This window comes from Clostridium kluyveri (genome assembly GCF_001902295.1).
GTDB lineage: Bacteria > Bacillota > Clostridia > Clostridiales > Clostridiaceae > Clostridium_B > Clostridium_B kluyveri_B.
The window spans coordinates 2,358,848-2,372,646 of sequence record NZ_CP018335.1 but is presented as its reverse complement, the minus strand read 5'-3'; the positions used below and the strand labels follow the sequence as shown (position 1 = coordinate 2,372,646).

Here is a 13,799-nt window from a genome sequence, read left to right as displayed (position 1 = left end):
ATTTTCTCAAGAAATGGGGGAAGAAAATGGCAGATGTATTATCGCAGAATGAGATAGACGCCCTTCTTGCGGCTCTTTCCACAGGGGAACTTACCCCGGATGAGGTACCTCAGGAGGAGGAACAGCAGAAGGTAAAACCTTATGATTTTAGGAGTCCCCAGAAATTTTCCAAAGATCATATAAGAACTCTGGAGCTTATTCATGACAACTATGCCAGAATAATTTCCAATTATTTAACTGCACAGGTTAGAAGCAATGTAAAAGTAAAAGTAGAATCCGTGCAGCAAATAACCTATGAAGAGTTTATTCATTCTGTGCCAAACCCTACTATTTTGACCATATTTAAAATGCCGCCTTTAAGTGGAACTGTATTGTTTGAGATAAATCCTCAGTTTGTGTTTGAGATTATAGATTTACTTTTAGGTGGAAGTGGAACAGGAAAATATAAGGCCAGGGAATTTACAGATATAGATAAGAATATTATAAAAGTGGTAAATGAAGGACTCATATCAAACTTGAAATTGGCCTGGGAAGATGTAATGGAAGTGGAAACGGAAGTAGAGGGAATAGAGACAAATCCTGCACTGAATCAGACCCTTGCACCTAATGATCCCATTGCTCTTATAAGTTTTTCAGTGGAACTTGGTAAAAGTACTACCTTCATAAATATATGTATTCCTTATTTAAGTATAGAAAAGGTACTTGATAAACTAGTGGTTCAATACTGGTTTCAAGATGGAGATGAAGAAGTGTTAGCTGAATCCCGGGAAAAACTTAGAGAGAGATTAAACATAGTAGGAATTCACCTTACGGCGGTTCTTGGAACTGTAGAAGTAACGGTAAATGAATTCTTGAATTTGAATATAGGAGATGTACTGACATTGAAGGAGAAAACTACAGATCCTGTGAAACTTATGCTGGAGGATAAGATATACTACTATGGAAAACCTGGCATAATAGGAAAAAATATGGGGGTTGAAATATTGGATATTATAGATAAGGATGTGGAAAATTATGAGTAATGGCTTCCTTTCACAAGAAGAAATAGATGCACTTTTAAATGGGGGACAAGAAGATGAAAATACTTCTCCATCGGAAGTAGCAATAGAAAGTGAAGATGGGTCAGAATTGTCAGATGTAGAGAAAGATTTACTTGGGGAAATAGGCAATATATCCATGGGTTCTGCATCCACAGCACTTTCTACAATAATAAACCAACAGGTAAATATAACTACTCCGGTGGTGACTTTGACCACACTGAGAAAATTAAAGGATGAATTTGAAATTCCAAATGTGGCACTGGAAGTTAAATATACAGCAGGGATAATCGGGGAAAATCTTCTGGTTATGAAGGTTACAGATGCCTATGTAATAGCAAATCTTATGATGGGTGGAGAGGGGAAAATTGAAGGGGAAGTGAAAGAACTAGGTGAGATAGAAACCAGTGCGGTATCTGAGGCCATGAATCAGATGATAGGGTCTGCAGCCACTTCCATGGCAACCATGTTCATGAGAGAAATAAATATTTCTCCTCCTGTATCCAATATATGGGATGATGGTACAGAACCTTTGTCCCAGGAGATATCGGAAGATGAAACTATTATAAAAGTATCCTTTTCTCTTAAGATTGGGGAATTGGTGGACAGCCATATAATGCAGTTATTCCCGGTGAATACGGCTAAAAAAATAATTGCCATAATGATGGGAAAAGAGGAAGAAGAAAAAGTAGAAGATAAGGTAGAAGATTCTAAACCGGAAGCACCTGTTAAAACTGAAAATACCAGCTTACCTTCCCAAAGTCCTCAGCCACAGGTGGAGGCTTCAAATAATATATATGAAAAACCTATAGAAACCAATATAAACAAACAGCCTGTGGAGGTGCAAAAGGCAGTATTTCAGTCTTTAGATTCTGCTCCTTCAAGAGGTAATATACCAAGAAATATAGATTTGATACTGGATGTACCACTTGAAATATCTGTTGTTCTTGGGAGGACTAAAAAGAGTATCAAAGATATTTTAAATCTTGGTACAGGTTCTCTGGTAGAGTTGGACAAACTAACAGAAGAACCGGTGGAAATATTGGTAAATGGAAAAAAAGTAGCTTATGGAGAAGTAATTGTAATAGATGAAAATTTCGGGGTGAGAATAAAGAGCATTATAAGTAGTGAAGATAGAATTAGTTCTCTTAAATAGAGGACATCAGATCTTAATTTAAGCAGAGGTAATTCTCTGCTTTTAATCTTTTATATTATTAAATTTATGGCTTCATTAAAGTGGGAAGATAAAGGGATTTTGGCATAAAATTAACCTATTTATCTTCTTATAAAAGTATAAATATTAAATTTATATACCCGATAATATTAGTAATTATTACAGAAGAACATGTAAAGCTGTTAAGTTTAAGGAGTGTATTTTATATGAAGGTTAATGGAATCAGTTTAAATAAAATATTGAATATCTATGAAAAAAGTAAAAAGGAATATGAAACAACCAGGGTTTCAGGACAAAAGGATTCCATTGAAATTTCATCCCTTGGAAAAAGTTTAAGTTCTTATGTCAAGGGGGATGAAACCATAAATTCTAAGGAAAAAGTAGAAAATATCAAAAAAGCTGTGGAAAATGGCACTTATAATGTAGATAAGAAATTAGTTGCGGCTAAAATTATAGAAGCTATGAAGGGAAAATTGTAATATGCCCCACAGGGGAGGTGAAACAGTTTGCTTTTAGAATTAAAGCATATAATGGAAGAGGAATATACAGTTTTAAAAAAGCTCTTGGAAGCCTTAAGAGAACAAAACAGATATCTTGTAAGAAGAGAAGCCTTTAATTTAGATAAAATAGTAAAAATACTGGAGGAGAGAAGCAAAAACGTAGCTCTTCTTGAAATGAAGAGAAGAAAACTTACTAAAAACAGACCCATGAGAGAAATAATAGAAGAAGCAAAGGATGAGAATTTGAAAAAGATTTATGAAGACATAGTAGAAGTACTTCAAAAAATGCAATTTCAAAAGGATACCAATGAAGCACTTATAAAGCACGGTATGATTTTTACCCATCAGATGTTAAGAGCTCTTAATCCAAATGTGGAGGCAAAGACCTACAATTCCATTGGAAGGAGCAGATGATTAATACAATTCACGATGCACGATTCACAGTTCACAATTTATAAAAATTAAATTATAGATTTTTCGTAGAAAAATCTTCCTAAACTGTGAATTGACAATTGTGAATTGAAATAGTGAATTGAAAAAAAGGAGATGATTAAATGCCGGGGTTGTTTTCAATATTCAACACCTCAAAAAGCGGGCTCTTTGCCCAGCAGACTTCAATAAATGTTACTTCACATAACATAGCAAATGCAGAGACAGAAGGGTATTCAAGGCAGAGAGCTACACTCGTTACTACCACTCCCTATACCATGCCTTCCATGAATGCGGCAACTATTGCAGGTCAGCTGGGAACGGGAGTAACAGTAGCATCCATAGATAGAATAAGGGATAGTTTTTTAGATTATCAGATAAGAGTGGAAAATGGAGTTAATGGTCATTATACTGCTAAGGATAAATATTTAAGTCAGGTGGAAAATGTATTAAATGAGCCCACAGATAGTGGGATATCCTCTCTTATGAGTGAATTTTTTAATTCCTGGCAGGATCTTTCATCCTCACCCCAGAACACCAGTACGGTAGCTCAACAGGCATATCAGCTTACCAATGATTTAAACAGTGTTTATTCTCAGCTTACAAGTATAAAAGACAATGCTAAAAGTGAAATAAAAAGTGCAGTAGTGGATATAAACAGTATGCTTACTCAGATTTCACAGCTGAATCAGCAAATAAAGGATGTAAAGATGTCCGGCAATAATCCAAATGATCTTATGGACAGTAGAGATTTGCTGCTGGATCAACTAAGTGAGAAATTTGGCATAAGTATTGATCCTAGAAAATATGAAGGAATAGATGTAACCACCTCCAACAGTTCCATATATGGAGATGCAGATGACAATGGTGCGGCACCTTTGATTTCAGAGGGAGGATCCCCTCTTAATATAGTCCAGGCAAATGATGCAGATAACATAAACGTGGCCACTTTTTCCTGCGTCACCAGCATAACTAAAAAGACAGATACTGATGGAACTACTGGAAAAGCCACCTATGAGGTATCTTACTATAAAAAGGGGGATACACTTTCAGATGATAATAAAGTTACCATGTATGTAAGCATGACTGAAGAGGAAGCAGACAAGTTAGATACAAGCAGGGTGCTCTGGGCCAATAATGAAGGAACTGCCTACAAGGTGAAAGATGGGAAAGATGCTTCTGGAAAAGACGCCAAAGTAATTGACGGCAGTTTAAATAATAATAGTACTACGGTTGACAGTCCTATAAGTTTTAACCAGCTGGCGCTTTTTACACCACCTTCTGGAGAATTAAAAGGATATGTATCTGTTCAAAATAATGTGGCAGAATATCAAGATGAACTTAATAGGCTGGCGAAATCCCTGGCTGTTTCAGTAAATGCCATAGTAAGTCAGAGCAGTACCTGGGTGGCAGATAACAGCGGCTCCCCGGAGGGAGGAATTAATAATTTCTTTGTAAATGGAGATACTGATGGAAATAACTCAGAAGAGGATGAAAACAATATAAATGCAGGCAACATAACTGTAAATATAGATATATTAAACGACCCATCCAAGATAAAAATAGCTACCAAATATGATTCAAATGGAAATTCTCTGGGCACCGATACAGATAGCAACAGGGCACTGGCTATAGCGCAGCTGGCAAACAGTCTCATGAATATTCAAAGCGTTACAGAAGGTTCCTCAAGAGAAGAGCTCATAGGAGATATTTTTGCTACAAATGATACTTTAAATAACGTGTATGCTGTAGGAAGTGTGAATGGCGGTTCAACTTTGGATAATTATTTTAATAATCTGGTAAATAAAGTGGGTATGCATGAGGAAGAAGCTAAAAAGCAGGTAGATTATGAAGCTACTCAGCTTGAGAGTTTTACCCAGTCCAGAGAATCCACATCAGGGGTTTCACTGGATGAGGAAATGACAAATCTCATACAGTTCCAGCACTGTTATCAAGCCAATGCAAAGATGATATCCACTGTAGATGAACTTTTGGATGTGGTAATAAATGGACTTAAACGATAATTCACAATTCACAGAGCACAGTTCACAGTTTTAGGAGGATTTTTCTTAGAAAAATCTATAATTAGGTGATCTTTATCAATTATGAACTGAAAATTGTGAATTGAGAACTGTGAATCGTGAATTGAACAAGAAAGGGAGGTAAAGTTTTGAGAATAACAAATAAATACCTTACGAATAGTTTTCTTTCAGATATGAAGAAAAATCTTAATAATTTAAATAAAATACAAGGGCAGCTCTCATCTACTAAAAATTTTTCCAAGCCCTCTGATGATCCCTTGAACGTGCAAAAGTCAATGCAGCTTAATACTTCCATAACTGTAAACAGTCAATATGGTACAAACATAAAAACAGCACTGACCTGGATGGAAGCTACAGATACTACTCTAGGGCAAATAGGAACAGTACTTACTAATATAAGGAATAATTTAGTAAAAGCAGGAGATGCAGCTTATGGACAGGATGACAAAGATAAAATCAATGATGAAGTAAATCAACAGATATCTCAATTGGCACAGCTTTTCAATACAAATCTAGGAGGAGAATATATATTTGGAGGTACCCAAGGACTTTCAAAGCCTGTAACTACAGAAAGCTACAGTATAACCCGGGAAATAACAGATGATGATGGCAATACAATCACTGATAAATATGAAGGGTGTATTTCTTTAAAATATGCAGACAAGGATGGAAATGTAATAGAAGCACTTCCGCAGGTGGTATCAGATGATTTTAATGTGAATAACTGGACTGGAAAATCTATAACTTTTAATGTAAATGGAACGGATTACTCTGTAGCTTTAAATGCTTCAGATGAAAGTATAGATGATGTGATAAAGGATTTAAATGATAAGATACAGAGCAATTCTGCCCTTAAAGATAAAATAAATGTAGTAAAAACCAATGATGGAAATATAAAAATTTTAGCTGTGGATGAAAGTGACACCATAAAAATTACCACAGATATATCAGATATGGCATCTAGTTCCGGCAAACAACTTTCGAGTGTGGCTGTTGACAATATAGCTTCAGATAAAAATATAGAAGTATCCCAAGGAGTAGTTTTAAGTTATAATGCCACAGCAGTAGAGGTAATGCAGTATGGAGAAGGACAAGGAAATGATATAAGGGCACTTATGGATAGAATAGTACATCATTTAGCTGGACAGGTAGAATCCGATACAGATTCAAATGGTGATCCTGTAGATAAAAATACAACAGGTGCAATACTAGGTTCAGATGGCAAGTATTATGTATGGAAAAATGATGCAACCGAAGCAAAAGAAAAACTTACAAATGAAGATCTTGTGGATATAGACGCAGCTTCAAAACAGGTACTTAAGGTTCGTTCTGAAATAGGAGCAAAAGAAAAAAGGATGGAAAATTTAAGTGATCAAAATGATTCTGCAAAGATAAGTTTAACTGAAACTCTTTCTAAAATAGAGGATATAGATGTAACGGAGAAAACCGTAGAGTATTCCACCATGATTACAGTATATATAGCCTGCCTTCAGACCAGTGCAAAAATAATGCAGTCTACTCTTATGGATTATCTCAATTAAATGGCAGCTTTTGAAAAAGGAGAAGGACTATGAAGTTAAATACGAAATGCCATGGTATATTAGAGTACAGTGAAAAAGATATTATAGTTTTTAAAAAAGGTATTCCGGGTTTTGAACATCTAAAAAGGTTCATATTGGTTCCAACTGAGGAAAACAATTTATTTTATATACTTCATTCCATTGAAGATAGTAATATTGGAATTATAGCAGCATCCCCTTTTAATGTATTAAGGAACTATGAATTTGAACTAAATGAAGATAAGGCAGCTGAATTAAAAATAGAAAGTATGGAAGATATTTTCATATTAAATACAGTTACTTTAAATTCTGTATTAGAGAATATAACTATTAATTTAAAAGCTCCCATAGTAATAAATATAAAAGAGAATATTGGGGAACAATTAATACTGGATAAGGTGGAATATCCTATAAAATACCCACTTTTTAAGGGGGAGGTCAGTTGTTAGTTATAAGCAGAAAAAAGGGAGAATCTGTACTCATAGGAGAAGATATAGAAATAACAGTTACAAGAATAGAAGAGGGTACTGTTAAGCTTTCCATATCTGCACCTAGAAGTGTTACCATACTTAGAAAAGAACTTTACAGGGAAATAGAAGAGGAAAATAAGAATTCAGCTGCTTCAGATATAAGTATATTAAAAAAATTAAAAGATAAAAAGTAAATTTAAAGAGGTGTTTTTAGCATGGAAGTTAAGGATATAGGTCAGGGAAGACAGGTATCTTTTGATACATCTAATAATGGTGGAAGTACAGAAATTTCCACTGATGTAGTTTCAGTAAACGATAATACAGCTAATATTGGTACTGGAGATAAAAATATAGACTCAAAAGATACAAAAAAAGCTGTAGACAAGTTAAATAAGTTATTAGAGGATACACCTACTCATTTAGAATATGAAGTTTATGGGAAATTAAATGGTATTATGATAAAAGTAGTAGACGATAATACCAAGGAAGTTATAAAAGAAATACCTCCCAAAAAGATAGTGGACATGGTAGATAAACTATGTGAACTGGCAGGACTTTTTATGGACAAAAAAGTCTAACAGTTTTTTCAATTCACAGTTAATAGTTCACAAATCACAATTTAATGTACAATGCACAGTTCACAAATTACAATTTTAGGATGATTTTTCTATGAAAAATCTATAATAGGTTATATGTAAACTGTGAATTAAAAATAGTGAATTGAAATAGTGAACTGTGCATGGTGAATTGTAAATTGAATAAAACGGGGTGATTTTAATGGAATTTAGATTGAATAAAGTAGACCCGGAAGTTCGTCAAAGAGTTAAACATACTACAAGTGCAGGAAAAGTTCATAATAAAAGAGGAATTTTTATAAATAAAGATTATAGAGATAGGGGAAAGGATAGGCAGGGGAATTTTAGTTCCGAGCTTAACAAGTATAAACAGGGAAAAAATAAAAAAGCTATTTTAGTAAAAGCTGTTAAGACAGAAGAAGTACAAATAGAGGCTTTTAAAGAACAGAAGGACAATATTTCAAAGGACAGGGAAAGAGGAACTATTTTAGATGTAAAAAAGTAATTTTAAAAGTTAAGAATTAATAGTTAATAGTTAATGAAAAAATTTTTTAACTTTGTTAAAAAATTTCAACCTTTACTCTTCACTCTTAATTATAAACTATTGACTCAAAAAAGGAGGATTTGCTATATGTATACAGCTAATGCTTACAGTACCTATAAAACTAACAGTATAAATTATGCATCCAAGGATCAGCTGCTTTTAATGCTGGTGGATGGAGCAGTTAAGTTTGTAAAAATAGGAAGACAGGCAGTGATTGACAAAGATATAAAAAAGGCCCATGAAAATATAATTAAAACACAGAATATATTCTATGAACTTATAGCTACATTGGATGTTTCAAGGGCAGGAGATTGGGGACAATCCCTTATGAGCGTATATGATTTTATAGTGAGAAGACTTATAGATGCAAATATGAAAAAGGATATAGCAATATTAGATGAGATAATTCCACTAATAGAAAATGTAAAGGACACTTGGGAACAGGCTTATAAAATTTCAAAAATAGGTACCATTAAGAAATAATTGACACTTGAATAAGTGAATAATTAAGAGAAGAGTATATAGTGATTGAAGATTTCCAGTGGTACCTGAAAATCCTCATTAACTTTATACTATTAACTCTACACTCTTAACTTTCTTAAAAATTGTGAATTGAAAAAGGAGGTAATTTATATGGCAACTAGTACAACTAGCAGTGTACCAGTAGGTTCAACCGGTGCTGGTGGAGGAAATACATTGAGAATTACAGGACTTAATACGGGACTTGATATAGATGCAATGGTAAAAAAGATGCTTATAGCAGATCAGAGTAAGGTAGATCAGGCAAAGCAGGCTCAACAGCTTATAAAATGGAAGCAAGAAGCCTATCAGAGTATTATAACAGATGTAAAAGATTTACAAAGCACGTATTTTGATATAACAAATAGTGAAAATTATCTGATGTCTTCAAATAGTTATAATAATATGACGGCGACAAGTTCAAGTGAAAGTACAGTGGGAGCTAAAGCTTCTTCTAATGTAACAGCTGGAACTTATAAAATACTAGTAAGTCAGTTAGCAAAAGGTGCCACTATAACAGGAGAAAGCAAATTAGAGATTACAACTGGAGAGCATATTGGTGATGATGTTACGGATTCTACTACATTAAAAGAGTTGGGTATTACAAATACCGATGGAAAAGTTTCTTTTAAAGTATCTTATGGAAGTAATGGCTCCACAACTTCTGAGAAGACTATTAATGTTAATGAAAGTTCTACAATTGGAGAATTGGTGAATGCTATTAAGAATGAAACGGAAGGAGCTGTTACTGCAAAATTTGATGAGCTTACAGGGAAATTTTCAATTCAAACCACAACTACAGGTTTAGGTTCTACTTTGAAGATTGAGGACACTAATAATGCATTAAGCAATTTGAAAATTAGTGAATCAGATAAAAACGTGAATAAAAATGGACAAGATGCCTTAGTTGCCATAAAAGAACCGGGGTCAGATAAATATGTTACAAGTACTCAGAGTTCAAATAATTTTACTGTAAATGGAATGAGTTATACTATATCAGATATAAATTCTACAGTTGATATTACAGGTAGTGGCATTGAGGTGGATGCAAATTCTACAGATAGTCCGGTGAGTATATCGGTAACTCAGGATACTTCGAAGGTACACGACTTGATTTCAAGCTTTATAGATAAATACAATAATTTAGTAGGAGAAATACAGGATAAACTGAATGAAAAGAAAGATTATGATTATAAACCACTTACGGACTCACAAAAGGAGGAAATGAGTGATACAGATATAACCAACTGGGAAGATAAGGCTAAGCAAGGTATACTTAGAAATGATGATAATCTGCAGCAGCTTTTAAATGATCTTACAAGTGCCTTTAATACCCCGGTTGTAGACAGCAGTGGAAAGAGTATATCATCATTTTATTTTGGAAGTATAGGTTCCAATGCTCTTGGAATTGATACATCAGATGATTACAGTCAAGGGGCTAAACTTTCTATAACTGATGATCAGCAGTTTACAGATATTATTACCAATCATATAGATGATATAATGAAGCTCTTTACAACTACATCTGATAGTAAGGATACTACAACAAAATTTAATGAATCTGGAATATTTGAGAGGATAAATCAGATTATAAATAACAATGTAGGTGTAATAGGTACTACGCTAAATAGTGGTACGCTTACAAAATATGCAAATCTACAAGATGATTATAGTGTAACAGGAGGAAGTGGAACAGGAACTCTTCCAGATCAGATATACCAGAAGCAGCTTCTTATAAATACTTTAACGGAGAGAATGAATGCCGATCAGACCAAATATTATAATCAATTTACACAGTTGGAAGTGGCTATGGAACAGTTAAATGCACAGCAATCAACTTTGTCACTATACCTTGGTTAATTGGTAATTTAGTTAAGAGTGTAGAGTTAATAGTTAAAAGTAAATGAAGAAATATTTTGATTCTATCAAAATATTTCACCCATTACTATATACCATACACTCTTCACTATTAACTTAAATAATTAGTTTGAATAATTGGCTGAGAGAGGGGAATGACTGTTATGAAAAGGACAGTTGAAGAAGTATTAATGAATTATAGAAAGTGTACAGAAAGGATTATACAACTGCTTGAAAAAGATGATATTGAATCTCTTCAAAGTGAATTGGAGAAAAGACAGGATACTTTAAATGAACTTATTTCTTACGCTGATAAAAAAGATGAGACCAGGGAAATTTATAAAAAACTTAATATAAATAAAATTGAAAATGAAGCTAGGGAGCTTATGAAGCAGAAAGCACTATTTATAAAAGAAAAACTAAAAAATATATCCAAAAATAAAACTGCCAGCGGTGCCTACGGCAATATAGGAAATTCCCCGAAAATATTCAGTAAAAAAATATAAAAAAGTATAAAGGCATACAATGCAAAGTCGATAATTGAACTAGAGTGATAGAAAAAGTTAAAAGTGTATGAGAATAGTTGAAGGTGGAGAGTTGAGAATGGAAAGTGTATGAAGAAATTTTTTAACAGAGTTAAAAAATTTCCACCAATACTATATATTATTGACTCCACACTCTTAACTAAAGAAAATTTTACTAAGGAAAAAATAAATTCAACTGATTAAATGTGAATTGATTTGTTGATAATGCTAATAAATCAATACATTTAGGAGGTTGAATGGTTGAAAGAAAGTCTGGTTTACAATAAAGCTTTTAAATTTTCCGTAAGGATAGTTGAGTTATATAAGTATTTATGTGGAGAAAAGAGAGAATATGTTCTTTCAAAACAAGTTTTAAGATCTGGAACCAGCATAGGAGCTAATGTTAAGGAAGCTGTACAGGCATCGAGTAAAAAAGATTTTTTAATGAAAATGAATATAGCCTTAAAGGAAGCTTCAGAAACTGACTACTGGTTGGAACTTCTAAAAGCAGCTAGATATATAAATGTAAAAGCATCAGAATCAATCGTAAATGACTGTAAAGAATTAAATAAAATGCTTGCATCTATAGTGAAGACAACTAAAGAGAAACTTAGATAATATTAGTTGAAAATTGAGAGTTGAGAGTTTACTACATAAATTACTTTCAACTTTCAATTCTCCACTCTCAACTAAACAAAATAATCTGTTAGTAAACTCCAATTAAGGCATAACTAATAATTAGTTATAATTTAAAAGGAGGTAGCTATAAATAAAAAGGACAAGGATGTCCAATACAAAAATCAAGGAGGAAATATTATGATTATTAATCACAATCTTATGGCAAACAATGCTCTGAGAAATATGAACATCAATTCAAATAATTCCAGTAAAGCTATGGAAAAGCTTTCTTCAGGCCTTAGAATAAATAGAGCTGGAGACGATGCAGCAGGTCTTGCAATATCCGAAAAAATGAGAGGACAAATCAATGGTTTAAACCAGGCTTCAACTAATTCACAGGATGCTATATCACTTATCCAGACTGCTGAAGGTGCATTAAATGAAACTCACAGCATACTTCAGAGAATGAGAACACTTGCTGTTCAATCATCAAGTGATACAAATACAGCTACTGATAGATCACAAATACAAAAGGAAGTAGATCAATTAGCACAAGAAATTGGACGTATTGGAAATACAACTGAATTTAACACTCAAAAGCTTTTAGATGGAAATTTTTCTGGAACTTTCCAAATAGGAGCAAATGAAAACCAAAATTTAACTCTTGATGTTAGTGATATGAGATCATTTGCATTAGGTATTACAGGTAAAGCTGAATTAACTAATTCAGGAACTTATACACCTGGTGCAGGAGTTGGTGATACATTAACTGATGGAACATATTCAGTTGCTAAAAATGGTGCTACTTATGAACTTCAAGATAGCAGTGGTAATGTTGTTGCAAAAAGTGCAGATGGATTAGATTATACCACTCAAGCTGCTGATGGATCTGCTGGTGATGATCACCTTGTATTCACTCAAGCAGTGACTTCCGGATCAGTTACAGTTGCAACAGATGCTGCAGGAACTACGACTTATAAAGGAACAGCTCAATTTACAAATTCGGGACTGCAGGCAGGAAATTACACTTATGATGATACAAATAAAACATTAGTAGATGGCAATGGAACAATAGTAGCAGTTACAGCAGATGGTGTTACATTTAAAGGTAATGTTAATGGAGCTTCAGTTACGGTATTTGCAGCAACAGTTGCTTTAACTGATGGGGATGCAGTTAATGTTGGCGGAATAAATGTTTCAGATCAATCATCAGCAAATTCCGCAATAACTACAATAAACAATGCTTTAGAAACTGTATCAACACAACGTTCAAAACTTGGTGCTTACCAGAATAGATTGGAGCATACAATAAACAATTTGGGAGTTTCATCAGAAAATTTGACTTCTGCGGAATCAAGAATTAGAGATGTGGATATGGCATCTGAGATGTCTGAGTACTCAAAGAACAGTATTCTTTCTCAGGCTGCTCAGGCAATGCTGGCTCAAGCAAATACTCAGCCACAGCAGGTATTACAGCTGCTTAGGTAATCTATTTGGAATTTCGGTTGAGTATTTATAGGGTCTCTTGGGGAGTAATCTTCAAGTATATTGGGTGAATTGCTGGAACTTCCTTAAGCTGTTTCCCTAAAACAAAGCTCGAAAGGGCAGGTGTAACAGGTTGAAAAGCAAACAGATTGGATAATCAGCAGCCAAGCTCCTGTGCCGAAAGGCTGGAGAAGGTTCAACGACTAGAGTATACCATCTAAGCAGGTGACAGTTCAAAGTGAACAATTGACAGTTATAGAAACTTGTATGGTGATGAAACTCGTAGGGATGAGGTTTCCCGAAGTGCCCAACCCCGGAAATTAGTTGAAAGTTGAAAATGGATAGTTAAGAGTGAATGAGGAAATTCAGCGAACTGAATTTCAACTATAACTGTTAATTCTTAATTCATGACTTTTAATTTAAAAAGCGGGTGAAGATATAGTCTGGCAGTGATTGAAAGATCATT

15 protein-coding genes are annotated in these 13,799 nt (G+C 33.9%); all 15 read left to right on the top strand.

The window, feature by feature from the left end; all coding sequences use genetic code 11:
* The first annotated feature begins 26 nt into the window (after nucleotides 1-26).
* The 15 genes from fliM to BS101_RS11360 all read left to right on the top strand — a co-directional run bounded on the left by fliM (nucleotide 27) and on the right by BS101_RS11360 (nucleotide 13,336).
* Nucleotides 27-1,022 (top strand): flagellar motor switch protein FliM, encoded by a 996-nt coding sequence (gene fliM, locus BS101_RS11430; RefSeq protein ID WP_073538935.1) that lies wholly within the window; start codon nucleotides 27-29, stop codon nucleotides 1,020-1,022.
* Nucleotides 1,015-2,193, top strand: a complete 1,179-nt coding sequence (fliY, locus tag BS101_RS11425) for a flagellar motor switch phosphatase FliY (protein ID WP_073538934.1) — start codon at nucleotides 1,015-1,017, stop codon at nucleotides 2,191-2,193. The genes fliM and fliY overlap by 8 nt, the downstream gene beginning before the upstream one ends.
* A gap of 224 nt (nucleotides 2,194-2,417) precedes the next feature.
* Nucleotides 2,418-2,690 carry a flagellar biosynthesis anti-sigma factor FlgM gene (gene flgM, locus BS101_RS11420; RefSeq protein ID WP_073538933.1) on the top strand — a complete coding sequence of 91 codons (273 nt, stop codon included), beginning with the start codon at nucleotides 2,418-2,420 and terminating at the stop codon, nucleotides 2,688-2,690.
* Between the two features lie 27 nt (nucleotides 2,691-2,717).
* A complete protein-coding gene (locus BS101_RS11415; protein ID WP_083585706.1) occupies nucleotides 2,718-3,125 on the top strand; it encodes a flagellar protein FlgN in 408 nt (135 codons plus the stop codon).
* Between the two features lie 140 nt (nucleotides 3,126-3,265).
* Nucleotides 3,266-5,164 (top strand): flagellar hook-associated protein FlgK, encoded by a 1,899-nt coding sequence (gene flgK, locus BS101_RS11410; RefSeq protein ID WP_073538932.1) that lies wholly within the window; start codon nucleotides 3,266-3,268, stop codon nucleotides 5,162-5,164.
* A gap of 146 nt (nucleotides 5,165-5,310) precedes the next feature.
* Nucleotides 5,311-6,723: a flagellar hook-associated protein FlgL gene (gene flgL / locus BS101_RS11405; protein WP_073538931.1), complete on the top strand. Its 1,413-nt coding sequence runs from the start codon at nucleotides 5,311-5,313 to the stop codon at nucleotides 6,721-6,723.
* A 29-nt stretch (nucleotides 6,724-6,752) separates the two neighbouring features.
* Nucleotides 6,753-7,190, top strand: a complete 438-nt coding sequence (gene fliW, locus BS101_RS11400) for a flagellar assembly protein FliW (RefSeq protein ID WP_073538930.1) — start codon at nucleotides 6,753-6,755, stop codon at nucleotides 7,188-7,190.
* Nucleotides 7,184-7,405, top strand: coding sequence for a carbon storage regulator CsrA (csrA, locus tag BS101_RS11395; protein ID WP_073538929.1), 222 nt, complete (start codon nucleotides 7,184-7,186; stop codon nucleotides 7,403-7,405). The genes fliW and csrA overlap by 7 nt, the downstream gene beginning before the upstream one ends.
* A gap of 21 nt (nucleotides 7,406-7,426) precedes the next feature.
* Nucleotides 7,427-7,789 carry a flagellar protein FlaG gene (locus BS101_RS11390; RefSeq protein ID WP_073538928.1) on the top strand — a complete coding sequence of 121 codons (363 nt, stop codon included), beginning with the start codon at nucleotides 7,427-7,429 and terminating at the stop codon, nucleotides 7,787-7,789.
* A gap of 199 nt (nucleotides 7,790-7,988) precedes the next feature.
* Nucleotides 7,989-8,291 (top strand): hypothetical protein, encoded by a 303-nt coding sequence (locus tag BS101_RS11385; RefSeq protein ID WP_073538927.1) that lies wholly within the window; start codon nucleotides 7,989-7,991, stop codon nucleotides 8,289-8,291.
* A 126-nt stretch (nucleotides 8,292-8,417) separates the two neighbouring features.
* Nucleotides 8,418-8,813 (top strand): flagellar export chaperone FliS, encoded by a 396-nt coding sequence (gene fliS, locus BS101_RS11380; protein ID WP_073538926.1) that lies wholly within the window; start codon nucleotides 8,418-8,420, stop codon nucleotides 8,811-8,813.
* Between the two features lie 150 nt (nucleotides 8,814-8,963).
* Nucleotides 8,964-10,709 carry a flagellar filament capping protein FliD gene (fliD, locus tag BS101_RS11375; protein WP_073538925.1) on the top strand — a complete coding sequence of 582 codons (1,746 nt, stop codon included), beginning with the start codon at nucleotides 8,964-8,966 and terminating at the stop codon, nucleotides 10,707-10,709.
* A 161-nt stretch (nucleotides 10,710-10,870) separates the two neighbouring features.
* Nucleotides 10,871-11,212: a hypothetical protein gene (locus BS101_RS11370; RefSeq protein WP_073538924.1), complete on the top strand. Its 342-nt coding sequence runs from the start codon at nucleotides 10,871-10,873 to the stop codon at nucleotides 11,210-11,212.
* A 279-nt stretch (nucleotides 11,213-11,491) separates the two neighbouring features.
* Nucleotides 11,492-11,848 carry a four helix bundle protein gene (locus tag BS101_RS11365; RefSeq protein WP_073538923.1) on the top strand — a complete coding sequence of 119 codons (357 nt, stop codon included), beginning with the start codon at nucleotides 11,492-11,494 and terminating at the stop codon, nucleotides 11,846-11,848.
* Nucleotides 11,849-12,046: 198 nt separating this feature from the next.
* Nucleotides 12,047-13,336, top strand: a complete 1,290-nt coding sequence (locus BS101_RS11360; RefSeq protein WP_073538922.1) for a flagellin — start codon at nucleotides 12,047-12,049, stop codon at nucleotides 13,334-13,336.
* Nucleotides 13,337-13,799: the final 463 nt, after the last annotated feature.